Source organism: Robertkochia aurantiaca (genome assembly GCF_020166495.1).
Classification (GTDB): domain Bacteria; phylum Bacteroidota; class Bacteroidia; order Flavobacteriales; family Flavobacteriaceae; genus Robertkochia; species Robertkochia aurantiaca.
On sequence record NZ_JAINZS010000001.1, the window covers coordinates 472,151 to 497,227 of the forward strand.

Sequence of the window (25,077 nt, forward strand, 5' to 3'; positions counted from 1 at the left end):
CAGGTAATTAACAGGTTAAATCATTGTTATTTTTATATCAACAAAACTAACTGCTAAAACACGATGAATCAGGTATTGAATAATGCACAGACCAGAGAACTGTATGCCCAACTTATCATGGTGAAATTATTTGCAGAAACAAAAGGATGCGCTACTCCCACCGCATTTTGCAATCCGTTTAACATGTACAATCAGATCAAGCTGTTAATGGGAGATGAATTTCAGACCGAAACCTACTACGATGCCATCCAGTATTTGGAACAAAACAATTATGCAACCTATGGCGGTATGTATATCACTGAGAAAGGAATCAATTTTATCAGAAGCTTCATTTCTGTTTCCAGGCAACTCTCAGTACTTGAAAAACATGAAAACACACCCCTTTTGCTAACCGATGATGAACCGGCAGAAGCATTAAAGGTGGCAAACAATATAACGACTTCCTAAACCGGAATTTACTTGTGATGCGTTTTAGAGCCCATTAATTGATTTGGCAAAAACAAGGCTTTAAAACTGGTTTCGGCAGCAACAGGGGAGAAAGTCCGACCTGGTTTTCAGTAAGAAGGACTCCCGAGCCTATACGGACTCCCCGGCTGTCGGGCCCATTTGAGTGAGGTAGTGAGGTAGTGAGGTAGTGAGGTAGTGTGGTAGTGTGGTAGTGTGGTAGTGTGGTAGTGTGGTAGTGTGGTAGTGTGGTAGAAAATATAAATTATTCCCGCGTTCACTGAATTTTGAATAAAAAGTAATTTTAAATCTCACCCTTTATTTTCAACAATTCAATGCCCATTTCCTATGCTGCATTATCCTATCCGGTTCCGCTTCTTTATTGTTTAAACATTCTTGAATAGATTTTTTCCTATATCTTGAGATCTAAATAAATCAAAAAGATATGTCAAAATTCATGAAATGGTTCCTATTAATACTGTTGGCCCTGCTACTGATCCAATTGATTCTGTTTATTCCGGATATTTTTTTAAATAATGACCTTAGCCAGCTAAATAATATTTTGATGACCCTGGTGATTTTTGGTATCATCTGGCATTTTTACAGCAAATCACATAACGAAAAGGGTCAGAGGGAAGACAGGCTTTCCCAACTGATAGGAAATAAGACGGTTGTCTTTGTCATGTTGATTTTATCTGTCTTCATGTTCGGAATTTTGATTTATAATAGACTGCCAATGGAATTGATTAAAGAAAATCTTTTTGTAAATGCATTTTTTTCTGTGCTTCCCGGTTTGCTTGCAATATCACTTTATGGCTATATTCTTTATAACCGAAAGATTCAATAGATTCTGATCTATTTCCTATCCACCCTTTCACTTCTTATAAAATCCTCACCCTTTAAAAAATCCATCCACAATTAATGACATTTAAATAAGAAACCATTGGCTATCTAATTCTACCTGAAATCGAATTTCAGGAGTGTCCGATCATCCATAATGTGATGGGATGTATTACATAAAAAAGGCTTACAAACTGACTTTGTTTTCATCAACACTTTAATAATCATTCATCATTTACCATTTACCATTTACCATTTATCATTATTCACCCCAGCCACCCTTCTCTATCCAGGCTACAATACTGAATGGCTTCAGCGATATGGTTCCCGTTAATGGCTGCCACTCCTTCAAGATCAGCGATCGTTCTCGATACTTTTAAGATCCGATCATAGGCCCTGAACGACTACCTTCTATTTATTGAGATGAGCGGGAGCTTTTGATAAAATTGTACACTCCCTTGCCCTCAGCCACCAGTTCCCCTTCTTGTAAAGCTCTCATCCTAATAACCATAATTCGATTACCCAACCTGACCAGGTCTCCTTCAACGATCAGGGAAGAAGCATCTGCTCCCTTTAGATAATCAACTCTGAGATCTATGGTAGACAAACTGTCTTTCATTGAAGTAAAGAATGTAGTTCCGATCATTCCTCCAACTGAATCCATAACCGTTGCTATTATACCACCATGCCATCTGTTGCGACGTATATCCCCGACTAGCTCTGTTCTGAAAGGAACCGAAACACGTACATAGCCCTTTTCAACGCTTAGTACCTTTAGTCCGAGAAATTTGTGAACAGGTATCTTTTCTTCAGCTATCCTGATAAATGAAGATTTTTCCTTTGCTTCCATACTGCCTTTCCGATCAGTTATGTTCTCCCCTGGCCGGATATCCCGAAGAATTAATATAATCTACCGCTTTCAAAAATGAAGGAAGATGTGGTCTGCCCCATGGGTTACTGTTAATAGCAACATAATACACCTTGTTAGAATCATCAATCAGGAACAATCCCGGTTCACTGAACAGATCCGGTTCTTCATCTTTTATCGCCTCACTAAGATATAACCCCCATGATTTTGCTGCTTCCTGATCCAGACCATACCCCAGTTTTAACTTCTTAAGATCCCATTTTTGACGAGATAAGCGGGCTCTCTTTTCACTGTCCATGCTAACAGCCACTGCATCCACTCCTTTTTCCCTGAAATCAGGTATAAGTTCTTCCAGCTGCTGGAGGTAGCTTTTACATATCGGACAATGAAGGCCTCTGTAAAAAACTACCAGGGTAAAGTTTTGCGGAGCCTGATCTTTCAGACTCCACAACTCACCTTCCAAAGTATTAAAGCTCAGTTCAGGGGCCTTTTGTTTTGGAATGGGTCTGCTCATCGTTATACGTTTTTAAAATTTTCATATAAGTGATCATGGAATCGCTTAAAATCCATCTCCACCTCGGGATTCTTCATAACATCGTAGGCCATAAAAGTCGGTAGGGGTTCAAATCCAAACCACTTAAAATTCAAATGCATGGGCCGTAAAAGCTCATCTTCACTCAATCCGTTAAAAAAACTCTCATTCTTATCGTTAAATGCTTCTTTAGGGGCATTTGCCGTAACAGACATCATATAATTACCTTTCAGTTTTCCGCCTAGACCGTAATTCTTTTTGGGGTCTTTTTCAGATCTGCCATCTCCGTCTGACATTTGACCCATCATACCTAATGAAAAGACTTCATCGATGTATTTTTTAAACGACCAGCTCACTCCCATCCAGTTAATAGGGGTCTGAAAGAAGATCAGATCAGCCCATTTGAATTTATCAACTTCCTCCTGAACATCGTAATCATCCTCCATGGTGGTCAACTTTACCTTAAAGTCGTTAGATTCAAAGAATTCTTTTGCTTTGGCGGTAAAAGTTCCATTGAGTCTTCCCTCAGAAAAGGGATATTTCTGATGACCGTTTATTATAAATACGTTTTTCATTTACTTTTAATTATTTACATTTGTATCGCAAAGAAACAAATAATAGTTTCTTTTTGAAACTAATTGGCTTTTCATCTTATATAAAGTGGTAACCCTGAAGTAACCTATGTCAAGAAAGTATATTGATAATCCGAATGCCTGTACCCTTGTTCATACCATGAACATTATAGGAAATAAATGGAAACCCATAATTATTTACCTCTTATCAAACGGTCCTATGCGATTCGGAAAACTGAATGCTTTGGTCCCCACCATTTCCAAAAAAGTACTTACCACGCAGTTAAAGGAACTTGAAAACGATGAACTTATCATCCGAAAATCTTATGCTGAAATACCCCCCAGGGTAGAGTATTCACTTTCTGAGAAAGCGAAGGGCTTGCTACCGGTATTAAAAGAATTGAGTCAATGGGCAGAAAACAACTTTCCGGAAATTGAATTTGAAGAATGCCGTATAGTCGATCTCTAGGCCAAGGGATCTCGGAAGTAACCAAATTCAAGAAAATAAAGTTGATTGAGCTTGCTCCCCCACAAACACTTTCACTACCATCTAAAGAATACCTGGGAGAAAGGCCAGACCGACGAAAACTCTATGATCAAAAAAGATTCAAGGCAGAACCCATCTTTCTTGAAGCTATCTGGAGAATTCGATGAACGACGGTACAGCCATAGTAATCGTTTTGAAATTGAGAGAAACATTTTTTCTGAACATTACAGTGCGATCCAAGGCGAGTTGGAGACCAAGGAACATTAATAACGAATGTAGGTTCTGGTAAAAATCCAAATCTATCTGGTTGATAAATTTATAGTGTTGTTGCATTATATCAATTACTCAAGTTCTCAGACCTTCATAATCTACAATCCACCATTCATCATTTATGGTCACCCTATACCTGATTTATTTACAAACCCCCATTTATCATTCATCATTTACCATTTAACATTTAACATTTATCATTATTCACCCCAGCCACCCCTCTCTATCCAGGCTACGATACTGAATGGCTTCCGCGATATGGTTCCCGTTAATGGCTGCCACTCCTTCAAGATCAGCGATCGTTCGCGATACTTTTAAGATCCGATCATAGGCCCTGGCCGACAGATTCAGTCGGTCCATGGCGGTTTTCAGGAGGGTCATGGCAGCCGGATCGAGCGGACAAAACTCCCTGATCTGCCGGGTTCCCATCTGGGCATTATAATGTATGTTCTCAAAGCTGCTGAAACGCTGTGCCTGTAATTCCCTGGCTTTGGTCACTCTTTTACGTATCTCCCTGCTGGGCTCTCCTTTCCGGTCATCAGACAGTTTTTCGAAAGGTACGGGTGTCACTTCGATATGGATGTCGATACGATCGAGTAACGGACCCGAGATCTTTCCCATATAGCGATGCATCTCTGCCTGGCTGCTCTTAACCGGCGCATTGTCATCATTGAAAAACCCGTTCGGACTCGGATTCATACTGGCAACCAGCATAAAACTCGAAGGATAGGTGATGGTGAACCTCGCCCTGGAAATGGTCACCTCCCGGTCTTCCAGAGGCTGACGCATGACTTCAAGTACACTCCTCTTGAATTCGGGTAATTCATCCAGAAACAAAACCCCATTATGCGCCATGGAGATCTCCCCGGGTTGCGGATAACTGCCCCCGCCAACGAGAGCGACATCTGAAATTGTATGGTGCGGATTTCTGAACGGGCGCTGGGTCATCAATCCCTTCTCCCCTGTTCTTCCCGCCACGGAATGTATTTTGGTGGTCTCAAAGGCTTCGTACAGGCTCATAGGCGGAAGTATGGATGGCAAACGTTTGGCCAGCATGGTCTTACCCGAACCCGGCGGACCGATAAGAATAATGTTATGACCGCCGGCGGCTGCGATCTCCAGGCAACGTTTGATCCCTTCCTGTCCGCGAACATCTGAAAAATCATACTCCGGGAATTCCAGGCTGCGGTAAAACTCAGCGCGGGTATCAACCTTCACCGGGGCTACCGGTTCTCCTGCATTGAAGAATTCTATCACCTCGGTGATGTTCCTAATGCCGTATACCTCCAGGCGGTCAACAACCGCAGCTTCCTCTGCATTTTGCATCGGTAGCATTAATCCCTTAAAACCCTCTTCCCGGGCCTTAATAGCGATCGGCAGGGCGCCCTTAATAGGCTGAAGTTCGCCGTCAAGCGAAAGTTCTCCCATGATTACATAATCAGAAAGCTTCTCTGCTTTGATCTGTCCCGTAGCCACCAAAATTCCAATGGCTATTGGCAAGTCATAGGCTGAACCCTCCTTCCGCAGATCAGCAGGAGCCATATTGATAGTGATCTTTTTTACGGGCACCCTGAAACCGTTGTTCTGCAAAGCAGCTGCTATGCGATAATTGCTTTCCTTGATGGTATTGTCAGGTAAACCTACCAGGTGATACCCCACCCCCTGGTCTACATTCACCTCTATGGTGATAGTGGTGGCCTCGATGCCGAAAATGGCACTTCCGTATACTTTTGACAGCATGATTACTTTATAAACACTAAATTTATAGAAAATAATCTATATTTAAGCTGTCTTATTCATAAAAAAAGCCTTCCGAAGGGAAGGCTTATGATGTATCTGATTGCGAGCTGTGTTAAGCGAAATAGGCATAAATAAATATTACCAATGCCACGATACCAATACCCACAGGGGCAAGATAACGGTACGGAGTAATCTCTACCTTTCTGGTATATTCCAGCTCGAAGTCTGTTTGACGCGGATAGAATTTTCCGATCACCAGCATGATCAGGATATTGGCCACAAAAAGAATTGCCATCACGTGCAGGTAATGGGGATACGATAATGTTGCCACCTCAGCAAGCTTATCGGGATCAGTGATCCCGGCTGCCTGAGCCTTTTCGACCGCCCTGTCGGCAAGTATGGGCTTCAGAATGAACTGACTGATAATATACAGCACACTTCCTGAGATGATCCCGATCTTCGCGGCAATGGCGGGTACTCTTTTGGTAAGGTATCCCACTACGATGATCGTGAGGATCGGAATGGAATAACAACCATTCACCTCCTGCAGGTATCCGAATAATCCCTGTGGTGCTTTCGCGATCAGGGGAGCGATCAACATGGAAGCGATAGCAAGTATGATCCCAAAATATTTTCCGTTTTTAATAACGGTCATTTCTGAAGCATCTTTATTGATGTATTCCTTATAGAAATCAATACTGAAAAGCGTCACCGAACTGTTCAGAGCCGAGTTAAACGAGCTCAGAATGGCTCCGAAAAGCACCGCAGCAAAGAAACCGAGCAAGGCAGTAGGCAATACTTTATTGATCAAAAGCGGGTATGCCTGATCGGGTGTTTCCAAATTCGGACCGAACATATAGAAAGCGATGATACCGGGAAGTACCACGATAAGCGGACCTAATATTTTGATAAATGCTGCCAGTAATAATCCTTTCTGACCTTCCTTCAGGTTTTTGGCCGCCAGGGCTCTTTGAATAATCGCCTGGTTGGTTCCCCAGTAGAACAGCTGTACCAGCATCATCCCGGTAAAGATGGTACTGAAAGGCACTGAAGCGGTTCGGTCACCAATAGAATCGAATTTTTCAGGAGCCTCATTTATAAGGGTGGTGATCCCCTCCCCTAACGAGCCATCTCCGATCATGATGAGTCCGAATATCGGAATCATAATACCACCTATAAGAAGTCCGACTGCATTCACTGTATCTGAAACTGCTACGGCCTTCAACCCACCGAAGATAGCATAGATAGAACCGATGATTCCGATTCCCCATACACAGATCCAGATTGAGGTCTCCAGATTTACACCAAGCAGCCCGGGTACATCAAACATGGTAGAGATCGCCAGGGAGCCTGAGTAGAGTACGATAGGTAAAAAGATCACGACGTACCCCAATAAGAACAGCCCTGAAGCTATGGTTTTGGTTCCTTTGTCATAACGGGTTTCAAGAAACTGAGGTACAGTGGTGAGTCCGCCCTTGAGATATCTCGGAAGCAGGAATACCGCTGTTACCACCATGGCGATCGCTGCCAGGGTCTCCCAAGCCATCACCAGGATCCCTTCGGTGTATGCCTGTCCGTTCAGTCCGACGATCTGTTCTGTGGAAAGGTTGGTCAGCAGCAAAGAACCGGCCACCACTCCTGCGGTAAGCGATCTGCCACCCAGGAAATAACCATCGGAAGTACCTTCATCTGTCTTTCTGGTAGCGAAATAAGAAATAATACCTACGAGCAGGGTAAACCCTACAAAGGAAAGAATTGCCATATTCAGAATAGTATTAGTTAGTTCTTGCGAATATAACAGAATGTTTTTAAAAAGACCGGAACATTTTGAATTTGGTCAAAAGGTCAGAAAGTCAGGAAGTGAGAAAGTGAGAAAGTCAATAGGTGAATTATAAATTGTACACGGATGATTGAAGTAAGAAATCAGAAAAGGTGCTTCCAGTTACACTCATCTCATATCTCTTATTTTGGAAAGGAGGTCAGGCAATCAATGTAACCCTATTTATTTTTCAGAGAAATTTTGAGTTTATAAAGCATTTTACAAATGATATCCACTTCCGCCAAAATCATTTCTATATCATTTAGAAATTTAAGGTCTCTGGATATCAGCAATTGGGTTTCAAATTCTTTCATAGATCCGATCGCAATGTTTAAAAAACGTATCATTTCCTTAACTGACCCTCGGGCTGCCCCCTCTGCAATATTCGAAGGGACAGAAATTAAAGATCGTTTCATTTGAGATTTTAATTGAAACTCCTCACTTTTTGGCAAACTATCAATTAAAGGATAAGCCGAAACAATCAATTGTCTGCTGCGTTTGTAAACTTCCAGTTTCGTATGGTTCATTGCTCTGCAAAAAAATAAAGATATAGATTTTATTCTACATCTTTATTTTTAACAGTAATTACTTACCGATTAGCAAGTCAAATATAAGTCTTACTTCTCAATACATTTGACCACCTAACCTATTAACCTCTTGACCTCTTGACCTCCTGACCTCTTGACCTCCTGACCTTTTGACCTCTTGACCTCTTGACCTCTTGACCTTCTGACCGTTTGACTATTCCTCCAAAACCGTAAACTCAATCTTCGAATTGTTATACACTCTATGAGTCTGCTTCTGAAAATCGCTTTCTTTTGCTTCAAAGATATTGTCTACCCAGGTCTGCGGGTTGATATCGATATACGGGAACCAGGTACTTTGTATCTGTACCTGTATCTTATGCCCCTTCTTGAAGGTATGATATACGTCTTGCAGCTTGATGTCTACCGCGGTTTCCTTATTAGGCTCGAAAGGCTCCGGGTTCTCAAAACTGTTTCTGAACCTGCCTCTCATGGCTTCGCTTCTGACCATCATATGGTAGTTGCTCATCTTCAGGTGATCCTGGGTCTCCGGGAAATCTTCAGCATCGGCAGGCCATACATCGATCACCTTCACCACCCAGTCGGCAGCGGTTCCCGTGGTCGACACCCTTAACCTGGCCATGATATCTCCCGCCAGGGTCAGGTCTTCCTCCAGTACTTCGGTTTCATACACCAGCACATCCGGCCTTCTGGCAGCAAAGCGCTGATCGTCAGTCATATATTTTCTGGGCGTAAAAACCACTTTTATATCTTCAGAATAAGGCACCGGTTTTTTCGGATCGCTCACAAATTCCCTGAAGCTGTATTCTGTGGTCATGATCTCTCCCATATATCCGCTGGTGCCCAAACCAAAAGTCTTTTTCTTTACATTTTCGGGGGGCCACTGGCTGAATTCACTCCAGTTATTCGCTCCGGTATCATAGACATAAGCTTCCGGCAATCCGGTCTCTCCGCTGGCCGGGCCTTTCAGAAAATGATTGAAGAAAACGGTTTCTATGTTCTCCTGGAAAAATTGAGATATATTATCTCCGAAGTATACATTACCCACTGCCTGGCGCTCCTTTAAACGTGCCCAGTCGCCATGACTCCACGGACCCATGACCAGGGTGTTGTACCCCTTACCGTGTTCTTCCAATGTCTCGTAGGTTTCCAACGGTCCATAAAGGTCTTCTGCATCGAACCAACCTCCCACCACCATGGTGGCGGCATCAAAATCCTGCTCGAGATGCTGTATGATACCCCGCTTTTGCCAGAACTCATCATAGTTCGGGTGTTCTTTCAGTTGCTGCCAGAAAACATTGTCTTCTCCGTAATACTGATCGAGGTTCGACAGCGGACCCGCATCCAGAAAGAACTGATACTGATCCTGGGTGCCCATATCGGGAAATTCATACCACGATTCGGTCATCGGCTTATCTTTCATGTAGCCGAACAAAGCCGTCGCACGCCAGTAACTTAATAAATACGCGCCGTTGTGATGAAAATCATCAAAAAAGAAATCCCCTATCGGAGCCTGGGGAGATACTGCCTTAAGCGCAGGGTGTTTGCTTAATAATGAATAGGTCGAATAATAACCGGGATACGATATACCCCAGATCCCAACCCTTCCGTTGTTATGCTGTACATTTTTCACAAGCCAGTCGATGGTATCGTAAGTATCTGATGCCTCATCAACCTCTTTCCTTTTCTTCTCCGGGATATATGGACGCATATTGTCGTAAACCCCCTCACTGTTCCAACGCCCTCTTACATCCTGGTAAACGATGATATTCCCCTCCTTCATCATGGTCTCATTCGGACCGATCTTTGAACGATACTGGTCTGCACCGTAAGGCCTGGCGCTGTATGGAGTACGCTGCAGCAAGATGGGATATTCCCTGGAAGTGTCTTTCGGACTGTAAATAGTGGTATGAAGTGAGATGCCATCGCGCATTTCGATCATCACTTCAGTCTTATCGTAGTGGTCTTTTACGTTGTAATCCTCCTGGGCACTTAGGGTAAGAAACGAGATAAGCGCCAGCAGCGTAAGAAATCTTTTCATAGTTAATCAGATAATTTTGGCTTTAAAAGCCTAAATCTAATGAACCTCTCCAGGATTTCTATACATAGTGCGAAATTTTAAGAATCTTTTTGGTTTTATCGGTGACCCTGAAACGGTCATCAGCCCGTTTTCCGATAACCCAGATAATACTATCGTCACCATTGCACAACAGCCATTGCCTTTCTTTCTGATCAAGGCTGTACTTTTCATCTTTATAGAACTTGCTCAACTTCTTTGACCCCTTCAATCCGAAAGGCTGAAACCTGTCGCCCTCTGTCCATTTCCTGATGATCAGGGGGTACTTAAGCTTTTCCCGGTCAACATAAATGGTATGTTCGTCTGTCTTCCCCAGCGCTGTCACCTCTTGCATTTGCAAGGTCAGGGGGTCAAAAATATTGGTAAGCTCCTTCTGAAGCTTGTAGACTTTCGGAACCCTGGTAGGTCCTTCCTCCAAAGGCTGCAACAAAAGATAGTCCCGGTCTCTGATCAGCCTGTGGGTGGGTGACAACAGGAATTTACCGCTTTGTGCCTCCAGAAGGTTCTTCACATCGTCCCAGGCTGTAAACCCATATTCCCGGAAGAACGCATACAGGTAAGATTCGAGAGGCTCCAGCTTTTGCAGCTGGCCTAAAGGAATTCTGAACCCATAATTTCCATCCTTTATAAAATACAGTGACCGCAATTCCCTGATATGACGATCGAGTATCTCGTTATATCCTTTCAGGTAACCGATCGTTTTGGTAACGTTGGAAAGCAACCGGTCATTGACCTCTTTAAACCTGGGTATCACCTTATTTCGCAACTGGTTCCTGAGGTACTTATTCTCCCGGTTACTACTGTCTTCCCGCCATTCAAGTTTCTCATTCAAAGCATAAGTTTTGATTTCCTCTCTTGAAAAAGGGAGAAGAGGCCTCAGAATCTTCCCATGCCTTTCAGGTATGCCGGTAAGCCCATCAAGTCCGGTTCCGCGCGAAAGATTGATGAGGAAGGTTTCCAGGTTGTCGTCGGCGTGATGAGCCGTCATCAGGTAATCATAGCCGTGGTCGCTCATGAGTTGATCAAACCAGTTGTAGCGCAGCTCCCTGGCTGCCATTTGAGTCGATAATTTTTCTGATGTTGCATACTTTTCGGTATCGAATCGCTTTGTGAATACCGGAATATCGTATTGGCCTCCTAATTTCTTTACAAAAGCCTCATCGGCATCACTTTCTTCACCACGAAGTGCGAAATTGCAGTGGGCCAAAGCGATATTCTCTGAAACAGTACGCATAAGAGAGGCCAGCACCACACTGTCGATTCCCCCACTGATTGCGATAAGTATCCTGGAATTTGTATAAAAAGGAAAGTTCAGGCGAAGATGCCTGTGAAATTCTTGGGTCATAAAAGGGTGACATTAGGTTGTTTGGTCGATCCAGGTGGTCAGATCATTCATAAGTTCTTCCTTTACAAGATCGTTATGCAATTCATGATATCCCTGATCATACAACTTTAAATTTACTAAATCTGATCGTTCTGCCAAAGCCTTACTGGCTTCCCACGAAGTGATACCATCTCCGGTACCATGCGCAAGAAAAACCGGGGTTCTTATTTCTTCTGCTTTTTCAAGGATCTTCTCCCCCATTTCAAGAAAGGGAAAAACGTATGAAGCACTCGCCCGTTCATGCACCAGGGGATCTTCAAGGTATTGCCTTACCTCTTCCTTGTCACGGGAAATCATATTGGGGTCCAGACCACTCGACATGGTCATTTCGGGAAGTAGCTTCCCCAGCATTTTTCCCGCAAACATTTTGACTCCGGAAGGCTTGTAGGCGAGTTTCAAAAACGGACTGGTAGCGATCACACCCTGCAGGTCATGTTCCCTTTCCAGCATATATCCCAATACCACGTTACCACCCATGCTATGCCCGTAGAGCAATACCGGGATCTCCGGAAAAACAGAACGCCCCTTTTTCATGACCTTCGCGACACTGTCAAGCACCGCATTATAACCGGGATTCACGCCTCGCTTACCCTCACTGTGACCATGACCGAAATGGTCAAAACCGATCACGGCACAACCCGCAGCCACCAGTTCAGGTACCACAAAATGCGAATAGCGGCCACTGTGCTCACCCATACCATGTACCAGTATCACCAGCACCCTGGGATCATCATCGTACCAGTATTGTCCGAATATTTTACGCTTGTGGCATTTGAGTTCGAAGCCGTGGTATTGCATCTGAAAGTAACTTTTGAATGATTTAAAGGTAGGAAATTTTGGGATGCGGGGATGCGGGGATGCGGTCCTGCCTGACGGCAGGCAGGTATGCGGTTATACAGTTATGGGTTATTGGTTATTGGTTATTGGTTATTGGTTATTGGTTATTGGTTATTGGTTATTGGTTATTGGTTATTGGTTATTGGTTATTGGTTATTGGTTATTGGTTATTGGTTATTGGTTATTGGTTATGTAAGATATACATTCATCTTTGAACTTAAAAGATGATCGATAATCTAATTATATGCTTCACTACACAATGTCTCGCCCATCAGATATTGCTTTTCAAAGTCATCTTCCCACAAAGGGAAAGGAGAAGGTACTTTTTGGTAGCAATATTACCCATTCACCTTTAGACGGGCATGTCATCCTTATTGAAATCTTTGACCGATGGATCTTTCATGGTTTTATTCTTAGGAATCCGGTCTTCCGACGGCTTTCTTACCCATATAAAAGGTTAGAAATGACTTCACTTTTGATCATACCTGACTCAATTCCGAATTCATGATCTAACATCTACAATCTATCATTTACCATTCATTACTTCCACTTCTTAACCCTTAATCATTAATAATTATACATTAATCATTCTCCCTCTAGTACCTCCCTCATCGCCTTCGCTTTTACCAGGCATTCTTCATATTCGTTCTCGGGAGTGGCCCTGGCGGTGATGGCGCTTCCTACAGAAAAAGACACATATCGTTTCGCCGCGTTGTATAAGATGCTTCTGATGATCACATTAAAATCAAAATCTCCTTCCGGAGTGAAATAACCTACCGCGCCACTGTACAGACCTCTTTTGGTTTCCTCGAGCTCTTCGATGATCTTCATAGCCGAGATCTTGGGAGCCCCGGTCATACTACCCATAGGGAAGGTGGCTCGTATAATATCCAGGGGGTCTGTATCTTTCAGAACCCTTCCTTTTACCGTTGAGATCATCTGGTGTACCTGCTCAAACGTGTAGATTCTGCAAAGCTCCTCCACTTCAACGCTTCCCTTTACAGCTACCCGCGACAGATCATTTCGTACCAGGTCAACGATCATCACGTTCTCTGAGCGCTCTTTTAGATCTCTGCCAAGCGCCTCTACCAGCATCAGGTCTTCAGCCGCATTCGAAGCTCTTCGGGCTGTTCCCTTGATCGGCTGTGAAAGTATCTGCTCACCCTTCTTCCGCAGGTATCTTTCCGGAGAAGCCGAGATCAGGTACCGATCCCTTAAACGCATATAGGTAGCAAAAGGTGGTTTAGAGATCGCATTAAGCCGCTGATAGGTTTTCAACGGATCTATCTCGGTATCCTCTGCATAAAACTCCTGGCAAAAGTTGGCTTCGTAGATATCGCCACGATGTATATGATGCAGTAAGCTGCGTACCTTTTCATGGTAGGCATCCTTATGAATACGCATGTGAATCTTTGGAACAGACCTTAAAGAATCAACCTGCTCCTGACCTACCTCAGCACACCTCTGAATAGCATCAAAATCGTAAGTGATCTCATCATCGACCATGGCCAGGTACAGAAACTGAAGCTCATGGCCTTTCAGCATAATGATCTTTTTCGGCTGAAAGAAATACAGTTCAGGAAAACCCAGGCTGTCATGATTTCCTGACTGCAGGTTTTCAAGGTCGTTCTTCAGGTCATAGGTAAGGTAACCGAACAGCCAGTCGCCGGTTGTCTTTCTGTATTCTGCCAGTTCATCGAAAGCCTGATGATAATCGGTCTGCAGAGCCGTCAATCCGTCTACGGCAAGAACCGCATCGAAGCTGCTGTGCTTTTGTGCATAATCATTGCTGTCGAGCCAGGCAACTTCCTCCTCTTCCCGCGCCCAGATAAGCAGGGCGTTCTTTATCTTTTCAGGGTTTTCTATATGGTAAATCTTAGTGCTTCGCTTCATCTGTTCTTGCTGCTTTTCCAAAAAAGAATTCAAATTTAACAAACAATAAATAGGTTGGTAAATAATTAATGTCTATACTTGTCGTTCAATTCGCGTGGCGGATCAAAAACATGAAGAAAATAATCACACATATCGAAGCAATTCTGAGAGGCCTTTTCCAGGCTACTCCCGCTTATGTGGTTATTCCTGTTCGCCGTCGTCCTATTCTGCGTCGTCGCCCGTAAGGGTGCACTATAACTTCTGGAACCCAGGTGAGTCCGGTTCCCCTTCCAAGACCAGTTAAAATCCTATTAGTTACTTAATTATCACAGCAGATGCACATTGTTGTTGCTGATGTTTCGCATTTCCGCTTTGCTGAGGAAATTGTGGACACTATAGCCGATTCGGCAGAAAAGAGAGGTACCGGTATCGCCCGGAGAACCCCTGAATACATTCGCACCAAAATGACCAACGGCAACGCGGTTATCGCTATCGATAACGACCGCTTCGCCGGGTTTTGTTATATCGAAACCTGGAGTCATGACAGATTCGTTGCCAACTCGGGGCTTATCGTACACCCCGACTACAGAGGGCGCGGACTGGCCACTCAGATCAAACAAAAGGTTTTTGAGCACAGCAGGAAGAAATTCCCCAAAGCCAAGATATTCGGGATCACCACCGGGCTGGCCGTCATGAAGATCAATTATGATCTGGGCTATGAACCTGTGACCTTTTCAGAACTAACCGATGACCCGACCTTCTGGCAGGGCTGTCAGACCTGCAAAAATTTTGATATCCTCACCCGAACAGAACGCAAAATGTGTCTCTGTACCGGGATGCTCTACGATCCGGATAAGAAGAAGAATGAAAAAAAGAGACATCCCTACGACTCCAAGACCTGGAAAAGACTGAAAGAGATCAAACAGCAACTGCTATTTAAAACGACAAAAAAACAAGAATCATGAAAGATATCGTACTGGCCTACAGCGGCGGACTGGATACATCATATTGCGTAAAATACCTTTCTGAAGAGGGCTACACCGTTCACGCCGTGAGTGTGAATACCGGTGGTTTCGATGAAAAAGAGATCGAAGAGATGAAAAACAAAGCCCTGAAACTGGGCGCAAGCAGTTTTGAATGCCTCGACCGGGTTCAGGAATTCTATGACAAGGTGATCAAATACCTCATCTTCGGAAATGTACTAAAGAATCAAACCTATCCGCTTTCGGTAAGCGCCGAGCGTATCGTTCAGGCTATGGCCCTGGCAGAACATGCCAAAAAAATCGGGGCCGGTTATATCGCCCATGGCAGTACCGGAGCAGGTAACGATCAGGTGCGTTTTGACGGGATTTTCCAGGTGGTTGCCCCTGAGATTGAAATCATCACCCCCATCAGAGACCAGCAGCTTTCAAGGGAACAGGAGATCGAATACCTCTCTCAAAAGGGGGTTGATATGTCATGGAACAAGGCCAAATACAGTATCAATAAAGGCCTCTGGGGAACCAGTGTGGGAGGTGCAGAAACCCTGGGCTCCAAACTTCCCCTTCCGGAAGAAGCCTTCCCCAGCCAGCTGCAGAATATGGGTACAGAACAGGTGAAGCTTTCCTTCGAAAAAGGTGAACTTACCGCCATCAACGGACAACAAGACAGCCCGGTGAATCTCATCCTGAAACTACAGGACCTGGCATCGTCATTTGCCATAGGAAGAGATATCCATGTGGGTGATACCATTATCGGGATCAAAGGGAGGGTCGGTTTCGAGGCAGCCGCACCGCTGGTAATCATCAAGGCTCACCACCTGCTTGAGAAACATGTACTCACCAAATGGCAGCAACAACATAAGGAATACCTGGCTAACTGGTACGGGATGCTTTTGCACGAAGGACAGTATACAGACGAGGTCATGCGCAATATCGAAGCCTTTTTAACCGACGCCCAGAAACAGGTGACCGGTGATGTATGGGTAAGCCTTTACCCGTATCGCTTTACCCTCGATGGTATCGAATCACCTTTTGATATGATGCAAAGTGACTTCGGAAGTTACGGAGAGATGAATAAGCAATGGAGTGCACAGGAAGCCAAAGGTTTTATCAAGATCCATGCAACCGGTTCAAAAATTGCTGAAGCCGTAAAAAACAAAGCATCATGATAAAAGTCGGTATTATAGGAGGATCGGGATATACCGCCGGAGAACTGTTGCGATTGCTGAGTCTTCATCCGGAGGCAGCTATAGACTTCGTTTACAGCACCACCAGGCCTGACACCCCTGTCTCATCGGTACATCAGGATCTGAAAGCCAGCCTTGACCTGAACTATTCTGCTGATATCAATGCAGAAGTAGATGTGGTATTCCTTTGCCTGGGTCATGGAAGGTCTAAGGCCTTTCTGGAGCAGCATGAGTTTTCTGAACACACCAAAATCATAGACCTCAGCAATGATTTTCGTCTGAAAGACGATTCAAAGCACCAGGGGAAAGAATATGTATACGGACTCCCGGAACTGAACAAGCAGGAGATCATCACATCCAGCGCTGTTGCCAATCCGGGTTGTTTTGCCACCGCCATACAGCTTGCCTTACTTCCGCTAGCTGCTGACGGGAGCATAGCCGATACCGTACATACCCATGCGATAACCGGAAGTACCGGAGCAGGTGCTTCACCCTCCGACACCACCCATTTCAGCTGGAGAGACAATAATATCAGCTGGTATAAGCCTTTTACCCATCAGCATCTTGGAGAGATCAACCAAAGCCTGTCAGATAAAAGCGGAAAGGATTCGCAGATCATGTTTCTTCCCTTCCGTGGTAATTTCAGCAGGGGCATCATGGCCAGCAGCTATTTGCAGTATGAAGGAAGCCTGGACCAAGCCGGCGCTATCTTCCGGGAATATTATGAATCAGCCCCATTTGTGCATGTTTCAGATGAGCCGCTGCATTTAAAACAGGTGGTGAACACCAACCATTGTTTTATCCACCTGCATAAACACGAAGACCAGCTGCTGGTAACCTCGGTGATCGATAACCTGGTAAAAGGGGCTTCGGGCCAGGCCATTCAAAATATGAACCTGATGTTCGGCTTAGCTGAACAAACCGGCCTGAAACTAAAAGCCAGTTATTTCTAAAAAACAAGACGCTATGGAACTATTCGACGTATATCCGCTCTACCCGGTCACTCCGGTATCTGCCAAAGATATCTTTGTTTATGACGAAAACGGGAAGGCGTATCTCGACTTTTACGGCGGGCATGCCGTGATCTCGATCGGTCACAGCCATCCGCATTATATACAACGCATCACTGAACAGCTTAACAAGCTTACCTTCTATTCCAATGCGGTTCAGAATCCGCTGCAACAGGAGTATGCCGAAAAACTGGGAATCCTTTCAGGTTGTGAAGATTACCGCCTTTTCTTATGCAATTCAGGAGCAGAAGCCAATGAAAACGCTTTAAAAATGGCCTCATTTGCAACCGGTCGGTCAAAAGTGATCGCCTTCGAAAAGGGATTTCACGGACGAACTTCGGCTGCGGTGGCTGTTACAGATAATGAAAGCATAAAAGCGCCCCTCAATAAATATCACCAAACCGTCATACTTCCCTGGGAAGACCTTGAAGCGCTGGAAAAAGAACTGGCTCAGGGGGATGTTTGTGCCGTGATCATCGAAAGCATTCAGGGGGTCGGTGGTCTGCAGGTGGCTTCGAATGCATTTTTGCAAAGCATCAGCAGTTTGTGCAAGCGCTACGGAAGCATGTTCATAGCCGACGAGGTTCAGTCAGGATTCGGAAGAAGCGGTGCCTTCTTTGCCTTTCAGCACGCCGGAGTAACGCCTGATATCATACCCATCGCAAAAGGAATGGGGAATGGATTTCCCATTGGAGGCATACTTCTCCATCCCGATATAGAGGCCAGACATGGTATGCTGGGCACTACGTTCGGCGGAAACCATCTGGCTTGTGCGGCAGGCCTCGCCGTACTGGAGGTTATCGAGAGTGAAGACCTACTTTCAGAGGTGAATAAACAATCGGCATTTCTGAAAAAGCAACTTTCCTCCCTGGATCAGATCAAAGCTGTTAAAGGTCGCGGGCTCATGATAGGTATCGAACTTGAGTTTCCGGTGGCTGCTCTGAGGAAGAGCCTTCTACTCAGTCAGGGGGTATTCACGGGGGGCTCATCTGATAAACAGCTCATCAGGTTATTACCGCCCCTGACCGTTAAAGAGAAACATTCAGAGCAACTGACCCTTGCCCTGAGAAAAGAATTATCAACTGTAAATTCCACTACTCCATGAAGCAATTTCATGACCTGAATGACATTACAGAAATCGACCTGTTGCTGGACAGAGCCCGTTCTTTCAAACGTGATCCTTTTCAAAAGGAATCGCTGGGAAAACACAAAACCCTGGGCATGCTGTTCTTTAACGCCAGTCTGCGTACACGAATGAGCACCCAGAAGGCAGCCAGGAACCTTGGAATGGATGTGATGGTATTAAACCTCGACAGTGACAGCTGGAAGATGGAATTTGAAGATGGCACCCGTATGCATACCGATAAAGCCGAGCACATCAGAGAGGCCGCTGCCGTGATCGGGCAGTATGCCGACCTGCTTGCCATCAGGGCCTTCCCCACCCTAAGCGACCGGGAAGCAGATCGGGCGGAAAAGATCTTAAAGGGGTTTGCTGCCTATGCCGGAGTGCCGGTCATCAATATGGAAAGCGCCACAGCTCACCCGTTGCAGGCCCTGGCCGATGCTTTGACCATTACCGATACCATGGAGCAACTGAAAACGAAAAAACCGAAAATAGTACTCAGCTGGGCACCACACCCCAAGGCCCTGCCACATGCCGTACCGAATTCTTTTGTGAAGATGATGAAACAGCTGGAGATGGATCTGACCATCACCCACCCGGAAGGATATGACCTGGATCCCGGGATCACAGCCGGGGTCACCATCAACAAGAACCAGGACGAAGCGCTGGAACAGGCAGATTTTGTGTATGCAAAAAACTGGAGCAGTTACCGTGACTATGGAAAGGTGCTGAGCACAGATGCTTCCTGGATGATCACCAAAGAGAAGCTGGGGAACGCAAGGTTCATGCATTGCCTCCCTGTACGCAGGAATGTGGTGGTGGAAGATGCCGTCTTAGACAGCGACCAAAGCCTGGTCATCGAACAGGCCGGCAACCGTACCTGGGTGGCACAGGCAGTGTTGGAAGCTATTTTGGGGAGGGGTGAGTGGTGAGTGGTGAGTGGTGAGTGGTAGATTGTAGATGTTAGATTGTAGATGATAGATTGTAAAAAACCTCATAACCCTTAACTCGTAACTCGTAACCCATAACCGTATAACTGTAAAGTTGTTAATGGTGAGTCGTTAGTCGGGAGTAGAGAAAGGAGATATGAATGATTAATTGTTAATGTTTAATTATTAAAGGGAAGAATAATGGAATGGTAGATGACAAATGGTAAATGGTAAATGGTAAATGGTAGATTATAAAAACCTCAAAACCGTATAACCGTAACCCGTAACCCGAAACCCGTAACCCGTAACCCATAACCCATATCCCAACACCCCAGAACTAACAAATGATTGGCTAATAGATAAATAGGCGAATTGGCGAATGATAAATGGTAAATGATGGATTATGGATTGTGAATTGTGGATTATAAATACCTGAACCTCATAAACTCCATTACTTCATTACCTCATTACTCCATTACCTCATTACCGAAAACTGAAAACTGAAAACCGAAAAACGAAAACCGTGAAACTAAAAATCGTAAAAATTGGTGGTAAGATCCTGGAACATGAAAGCCTGCTTTCGGGTTTTCTGGATGACTTATCGCAGCTCGAAGGTCCGAAAGTGCTGGTGCATGGCGGCGGACAAAAAGCCAGCAGCCTCGCCACCCAACTCGGCATACCCGTTCAAATGAATGACGGACGTCGGGTGACCTGTGAACAAACCCTGGAGGTGATCACCATGGTGTATGGAGGGTTGCTCAACAAAAAGGTCGTGGTGCAACTGCAATCCAGAGGTTGCGATGCCATCGGCCTTTCCGGAGCCGATGCCAATCTGATCGGTGCGGTAAGGAGACCGGTAGCCGATATCGATTACGGGTTCGCCGGTGATATAAGCCAGGTGAACACCAAACGCCTTACCTCCCTCGTAGACACCGGGCTGACACCTGTATTCTGCGCGATCACCCATGATGGTAACGGACAACTTTTAAACACCAATGCCGATACAGTGGCCGCTTCCCTCGCTGTGTCACTGAGCCAGCAATTCGAAGTGGAGCTTTACTACTGTTTTGAACTGAATGGGGTGCTGAGGGATCCGCAACAAGCCGAAACAGTCATTCCTCACATCAATAAGCGTTACTATCAAAGCCTGATCGAGGAAGGAGTGGTACAGGGTGGCATGTTGCCAAAACTGCATAACTGCTTTGATGCTCTTGAAAAGGGCGTGAAACAGATCCATATAGGCTCTGCCGCCATGATAAAGAACGACAACCACCTGAAAACCACTTTAAGCCTATGATCACTCAGACACTGACATCGGAAGCAATTAACCTGCTTAAGAAAATGATAGAAACCCCTTCGTTTTCTTCGGAAGAGTCAGAAACCGCCCTCCTGCTGGAGAACTGGTTCAGGGAAAAAGAGATCCCCTTCGAGCGAAAGAAGAATAACATCTGGGCCTTCAATAAGCATTACCATGAGGGGAAACCCCTGCTGCTGCTGAACTCTCACCATGATACCGTGAAACCCAATGAGGCATATACCAGAGATCCCTTTAATGCTTCGGTAGACGGTGATAAGCTCTACGGACTCGGAAGCAACGATGCGGGAGGATGCCTGGTATCTCTGCTGGCAACCTTTACAGAATTATATGACCGGGAAGACCTTGGGTATAACCTGGTATTCGTTGGCTCTGCCGAGGAAGAGAGCAGCGGACCTGACGGACTGAACTCGGTATTGAAAGAACTTCCGGAGGTCGACGTGGCTATAGTGGGGGAACCTACTCAAATGCAAATGGCCATCGCAGAAAAGGGTTTGGTTGTCTTCGACGGAAAAGTGAACGGCACTCCCGGACATGCAGCCCATGCAAACGGAGACATGGCTATATACAATACCATTGAGGTCTTGCAGTGGTTCAGGGATTACCGGTTCGAAAAAGTCTCCCCGGTACTGGGGCCGGTAAAAATGACGGTGACCCAAGTCAAGGCAGGCACACAACACAATGTGGTACCCGCCGAGGTGAACCTGGTCATCGATGTACGGGTCAATGATTGTTACTCAAATAAAGAGATTCAGCAGATCCTGGAGAAGGAAGCCCCCTGCCGGTTGAAAGCCCGTTCCCTGCGGCTGAATTCCTCCAGTATTGCTGAATCGCACCCACTTATACAGGCCGGACTGAGCATGGGAAGAAAAACCTATGGTTCCCCTACCCTTTCCGATCAGGCAGTATTGAGTTGTCCGTCACTGAAAATGGGCCCCGGAGATTCCACCCGTTCCCATTCAGCTGATGAATTTATTTACGTGAGCGAGATCGAAGAAGCGATTCCGATGTATGTGGAATTGATCATGAAAGCTTCACGGATGGTTTAATGATTAATTGTTAATGTTTAATGATTAAGGAAAAGTGGAGAGTAGTGAGTAGTGAGTAGTGAGTAGTGAGTGGTAAATTGTAGATGGTAGATTGTAGATGTTAGATGTTAGATGTTAGATGTTAGATGTTAGATGTTAGATGTTAGATGTTAGATGTTAGATGTTAGATTGTAAGTTAAAGAACTTCATCAACTCCATCAACTTTATAAACCCCATAACTCCATAACCCCATAACCCCATAACCCCATAACTCCATAACTCCATAACCCCATAACCCATAACCCCATAACCAAAGAAAAAATGAAACTCTGGGACAAAGGATATTCAACAGACAAAAAGATCGATCTCTTTACCGTAGGCAGTGACAGGGAACTGGACCTTCATATCGCCAAATATGATGTCATGGCTTCGAAGGCGCATGCCAAAATGCTGGCCAAAACAGGACTGATCAGCAGGCAGGAAGCCGAAGACCTGATCGGTGCACTTAATATGATCAATGAAAGCATTGAAGCCGGTACATTTACAATAGAAGACCAATTCGAAGACGTACACTCGAAGATCGAATACCTGCTTACTGAAAAGCTGGGTGATACCGGAAAGAAGATCCACACCGCAAGATCGCGAAACGACCAGGTACTGGTGGCCATGCAACTATACCTGAAAGATGAGATCAAGACGATCCGGTCACTGTCAAAGGAGCTGTTTGAGGTATTGATGCAGCTGGCTGAAAAGTACTCAACCGTGTCGTTACCGGGATATACCCATCTGCAGGTGGCCATGCCTTCTTCTTTCGGACTCTGGTTCAGCGCCTATGCCGAAAGCCTGATCGATGACCTGCTCTTCCTGGAAGCGGCACGAAAAGTGGTAGACCAAAATCCATTAGGCAGCGCGGCGGGCTATGGCAGCTCCTTCCCTGTCGACAGGGAGTTCACCACCAAAGAGCTTGGATTTGAAACAATGAAGGTGAATGTGGTGGCCGCCCAGATGGGAAGAGGCAAAGTCGAGAAAGGCGTGGCCCTGGCCATAAGCAGTATGGCCGGCACCCTGGGAAAACTGGCCATGGACATCTGTCTGTATATGAGCCAGAACTTCGACTTTATCTCCTTTCCCAAAGAGCTCACCACCGGGTCCAGTATCATGCCCCACAAAAAGAACCCCGATGTGTTTGAACTCATCCGCGGTAAATGCAACCTGTTGCAAGGGGTACCCAACCAGTTGTCGCTGCTATCGACCAACCTCCCTTCGGGTTACCACCGTGAACTGCAACTCACCAAGGAGGTCATGATCCCGGCTTTGCAACAGCTAAAGGCTTGCCTGGAAATGATGCGCTTTTCACTGGAGAAAATAGAGGTCAATGCTTCTATCACCGAAAACCCCATATACGATTATCTCTACAGTGTCGATACCCTAAACGAAAAGGTATTGCAAGGAGTTCCCTTCAGAGATGCTTACAAAGAAATGTCGGAGGCTATTGAGAATGGAAGCTTCGTTCCTAACAGAGATGTGAAACATACCCATATCGGCAGCACCGGAAACCCCGGCTTCGACCGGATCAGGGAGAAGATGGATTTTTTTAATGGTTAATTATAAATGATGAATTGTGGATTGTGGATGGTAGATTGTAGATGGTAGATTGTAGATGTTAGATGTTAGATGTTAGATGTTAGAAAAGTAAATGATTGAGGCTAAAACATCACCTTCATCACTTCCATTACTCCATTACCTCATTACCGTATAACCGCATAACTGCATAACCGTATAACCGTATAACCGTATAACCGTATAACCGTATAACCAAAAAGAAAAAATAGAAAATAATCTACAGTGCCAAATGTTAAAGTTTCACCACCAAAAACCAGGATATCAACCTCCGAAAAGGGGCAGCCCCGATTGCCGTTTTTTACGGTAAATACTGTCAGGTTATTCCTAAATCGATTGCTTTACTCAAACGTTAGAAACAGGTAGTTAGCACACGAATTTCTTCTTAACATCCGCTATTATAAACAGCGTAATAAAAGCAGGAATTTTCTTCAAAAACCGGATAAAAGTCAGGCTAAATCAGGGTTTTAGCTATTTCTTAAAGAAATCTTAAAGCCTGTCTGAAACTTGCTTTTTCGCTTTAAAAAGTTATTATGTGCCTTGTTCTGAAATGTATTGGGTACTGCATCTGGCTACCGGCAAGTGGTTTTTGACTGTCCTTATGAAATAAACGACAAGATAGACCACTTTAGTTATGTCTTCAAAAGACGTGCGGTTTTCGATGAATGGTTATCTGACATAGACGAACAACGGAACATTTAAAAATAAATTTTAACAAAAAACAACACATGAAAGTTACAGTTATTGGATCAGGAAATTTGGGTAAATCCATTATCACAGGGCTCGCGTCCAGCGATCTCTTTGATCCAAAAAACATTACTGTTGCCGACAAATCTGAAGAAAACTTAAAAATTATTCAGGAACAGGCCGGAGTAACCGTTACAGAAGATAACGTAAAAGCCGTTAAAGAGTCTAAATGGGTTATACTATGTATCCAGCCAAGAATCCTGAATTTGGTCCTCAATGAGATCAAAGATCATTTACGCGAAGATCAGGTACTGATCTCTACCGTAACGGGAGTGACCATAGAGGAGATTAACGAGGTTGTACCCAATAATAAGGTGATTCGTGCCATGCCGAACACAGCAGCGGTAAAACAGGAGTCTATGTCTTTTGTTTGTGCCAATGATAATGAAGACGAAGATGTATTCTTTGTTGAAAAGATGTTCGGAACCATCGGAAAAGCGATCATCATCGAAGAGCGTCTGATGAAAGCTGCCACCGTACTGGGTGCCAGTGGTACGGCATTCTTCCTGCGTTTCCTCAGGGCGATGACCCAGGGTGGGGTGCAGATGGGTTTCCATCCGCATGAAGCTCAGGAAATCGTGGGGCAGGTTGCTTTAGGAGCAGCTGCGCTGATCGAAGACGGAACCCATACCGAGGTGGAGGTCGATAATGTGACCACCCCTTCCGGATGTACTATTGAAGGACTGAACGAGCTGGAGCATAACGGATTGTCATCTTCTGTTATTAAAGGAGTGATGGCGGCCTATGCGAAGATCAGCAACATTCACGATTAAATACTTACCTGAAAGACTGTCACCGAACTGACAGACTTTCAGTTACGTTCTTACTGTATTGAAAGTCCCGGTTTCGGC

Annotated in this window: 23 protein-coding genes and 1 pseudogene; 13 read left to right on the forward strand and 11 right to left on the reverse strand. The window is 44.9% G+C overall.

Features of this window, described 5'->3' with window-relative positions:
* Positions 1 to 63 precede the first annotated feature (63 nt).
* Positions 64 to 447 carry a hypothetical protein gene (locus K7R10_RS02140; protein ID WP_224483040.1) on the forward strand — a complete coding sequence of 128 codons (384 nt, stop codon included), beginning with the start codon at positions 64 to 66 and terminating at the stop codon, positions 445 to 447.
* A gap of 442 nt (positions 448 to 889) precedes the next feature.
* Entirely contained in the window at positions 890 to 1,291 is a 402-nt protein-coding gene (locus K7R10_RS02145; protein ID WP_224483041.1) for a hypothetical protein, read from the forward strand.
* Positions 1,292 to 1,550: 259 nt separating this feature from the next.
* Here K7R10_RS02145 and K7R10_RS02150 read toward each other — a convergent pair.
* From K7R10_RS02150 to K7R10_RS02165, 4 genes and pseudogenes are all read right to left on the reverse strand, one after another.
* Positions 1,551 to 1,688 (reverse strand): annotated as a pseudogene (locus K7R10_RS02150) (magnesium chelatase subunit ChlI family protein); the annotation flags it as partial.
* An 11-nt stretch (positions 1,689 to 1,699) separates the two neighbouring features.
* The gene (locus K7R10_RS02155) at positions 1,700 to 2,134 is read right to left on the reverse strand and encodes a hotdog fold thioesterase (protein WP_224483042.1); all 435 of its coding nucleotides are present in this window, start codon (positions 2,132 to 2,134) and stop codon (positions 1,700 to 1,702) included.
* 13 nt (positions 2,135 to 2,147) lie between these two features.
* Positions 2,148 to 2,666 carry a peroxiredoxin-like family protein gene (locus K7R10_RS02160; protein ID WP_224483043.1) on the reverse strand — a complete coding sequence of 173 codons (519 nt, stop codon included), beginning with the start codon at positions 2,664 to 2,666 and terminating at the stop codon, positions 2,148 to 2,150.
* Between the two features lie 2 nt (positions 2,667 to 2,668).
* Entirely contained in the window at positions 2,669 to 3,259 is a 591-nt protein-coding gene (locus K7R10_RS02165) for an NAD(P)H-dependent oxidoreductase (RefSeq protein ID WP_224483044.1), read from the reverse strand.
* 106 nt (positions 3,260 to 3,365) lie between these two features.
* Between K7R10_RS02165 and K7R10_RS02170 the strand changes: the two genes are divergently transcribed.
* Positions 3,366 to 3,725, forward strand: coding sequence for a winged helix-turn-helix transcriptional regulator (locus K7R10_RS02170; protein ID WP_224483045.1), 360 nt, complete (start codon positions 3,366 to 3,368; stop codon positions 3,723 to 3,725).
* Between the two features lie 492 nt (positions 3,726 to 4,217).
* Here the strand turns inward: K7R10_RS02170 and K7R10_RS02175 are convergent, their stop codons facing one another.
* From K7R10_RS02175 to K7R10_RS02200, 6 genes are all read right to left on the reverse strand, one after another.
* A complete protein-coding gene (locus K7R10_RS02175; protein ID WP_224483046.1) occupies positions 4,218 to 5,753 on the reverse strand; it encodes a YifB family Mg chelatase-like AAA ATPase in 1,536 nt (511 codons plus the stop codon).
* Positions 5,754 to 5,865: 112 nt separating this feature from the next.
* On the reverse strand, positions 5,866 to 7,515 hold the full coding sequence (locus K7R10_RS02180; RefSeq protein WP_224483047.1) for a solute:sodium symporter family transporter: 1,650 nt from the start codon (positions 7,513 to 7,515) through the stop codon (positions 5,866 to 5,868).
* A gap of 236 nt (positions 7,516 to 7,751) precedes the next feature.
* Entirely contained in the window at positions 7,752 to 8,099 is a 348-nt protein-coding gene (locus K7R10_RS02185) for a four helix bundle protein (RefSeq protein ID WP_224483048.1), read from the reverse strand.
* Positions 8,100 to 8,313: 214 nt separating this feature from the next.
* Positions 8,314 to 10,158, reverse strand: a complete 1,845-nt coding sequence (locus K7R10_RS02190) for a CocE/NonD family hydrolase (protein WP_224483049.1) — start codon at positions 10,156 to 10,158, stop codon at positions 8,314 to 8,316.
* Between the two features lie 58 nt (positions 10,159 to 10,216).
* Positions 10,217 to 11,539: a tRNA lysidine(34) synthetase TilS gene (tilS, locus tag K7R10_RS02195; protein WP_224483050.1), complete on the reverse strand. Its 1,323-nt coding sequence runs from the start codon at positions 11,537 to 11,539 to the stop codon at positions 10,217 to 10,219.
* Between the two features lie 12 nt (positions 11,540 to 11,551).
* Positions 11,552 to 12,376, reverse strand: a complete 825-nt coding sequence (locus tag K7R10_RS02200; RefSeq protein ID WP_224483051.1) for an alpha/beta hydrolase — start codon at positions 12,374 to 12,376, stop codon at positions 11,552 to 11,554.
* A 13-nt stretch (positions 12,377 to 12,389) separates the two neighbouring features.
* Between K7R10_RS02200 and K7R10_RS02205 the strand changes: the two genes are divergently transcribed.
* Positions 12,390 to 12,611, forward strand: a complete 222-nt coding sequence (locus K7R10_RS02205; protein WP_224483052.1) for a hypothetical protein — start codon at positions 12,390 to 12,392, stop codon at positions 12,609 to 12,611.
* Between the two features lie 389 nt (positions 12,612 to 13,000).
* Here K7R10_RS02205 and pabB read toward each other — a convergent pair whose 3' ends face one another.
* Positions 13,001 to 14,308, reverse strand: coding sequence for an aminodeoxychorismate synthase component I (gene pabB, locus K7R10_RS02210; RefSeq protein WP_224483053.1), 1,308 nt, complete (start codon positions 14,306 to 14,308; stop codon positions 13,001 to 13,003).
* A gap of 314 nt (positions 14,309 to 14,622) precedes the next feature.
* Between pabB and K7R10_RS02215 the strand changes: the two genes are divergently transcribed.
* The 9 genes from K7R10_RS02215 to proC all read left to right on the forward strand — a co-directional run bounded on the left by K7R10_RS02215 (position 14,623) and on the right by proC (position 24,999).
* Positions 14,623 to 15,252 (forward strand): GNAT family N-acetyltransferase, encoded by a 630-nt coding sequence (locus K7R10_RS02215; protein ID WP_224483054.1) that lies wholly within the window; start codon positions 14,623 to 14,625, stop codon positions 15,250 to 15,252.
* A complete protein-coding gene (gene argG, locus K7R10_RS02220) occupies positions 15,249 to 16,436 on the forward strand; it encodes an argininosuccinate synthase (protein WP_224483055.1) in 1,188 nt (395 codons plus the stop codon). The genes K7R10_RS02215 and argG overlap by 4 nt, the downstream gene beginning before the upstream one ends.
* Positions 16,433 to 17,407, forward strand: coding sequence for an N-acetyl-gamma-glutamyl-phosphate reductase (gene argC, locus K7R10_RS02225; protein ID WP_224483056.1), 975 nt, complete (start codon positions 16,433 to 16,435; stop codon positions 17,405 to 17,407). Before argG ends, argC begins: the two co-directional genes overlap by 4 nt.
* Positions 17,408 to 17,420: 13 nt before the next feature.
* A complete protein-coding gene (locus tag K7R10_RS02230) occupies positions 17,421 to 18,569 on the forward strand; it encodes an aspartate aminotransferase family protein (protein WP_224483057.1) in 1,149 nt (382 codons plus the stop codon).
* Positions 18,566 to 19,519, forward strand: a complete 954-nt coding sequence (locus K7R10_RS02235) for an N-acetylornithine carbamoyltransferase (protein ID WP_224483058.1) — start codon at positions 18,566 to 18,568, stop codon at positions 19,517 to 19,519. The genes K7R10_RS02230 and K7R10_RS02235 overlap by 4 nt, the downstream gene beginning before the upstream one ends.
* 520 nt (positions 19,520 to 20,039) lie before the next feature.
* Complete coding sequence (argB, locus tag K7R10_RS02240; RefSeq protein ID WP_224483059.1) at positions 20,040 to 20,813, forward strand: acetylglutamate kinase; 774 nt, start codon at positions 20,040 to 20,042, stop codon at positions 20,811 to 20,813.
* A complete protein-coding gene (locus K7R10_RS02245; RefSeq protein WP_224483060.1) occupies positions 20,810 to 21,880 on the forward strand; it encodes a M20 family metallo-hydrolase in 1,071 nt (356 codons plus the stop codon). The genes argB and K7R10_RS02245 overlap by 4 nt, the downstream gene beginning before the upstream one ends.
* Positions 21,881 to 22,180: 300 nt before the next feature.
* Positions 22,181 to 23,464, forward strand: a complete 1,284-nt coding sequence (gene argH, locus K7R10_RS02250; protein WP_224483061.1) for an argininosuccinate lyase — start codon at positions 22,181 to 22,183, stop codon at positions 23,462 to 23,464.
* 743 nt (positions 23,465 to 24,207) lie between these two features.
* Complete coding sequence (proC, locus tag K7R10_RS02255; RefSeq protein WP_224483062.1) at positions 24,208 to 24,999, forward strand: pyrroline-5-carboxylate reductase; 792 nt, start codon at positions 24,208 to 24,210, stop codon at positions 24,997 to 24,999.
* The last annotated feature ends 78 nt before the right edge of the window (positions 25,000 to 25,077 follow it).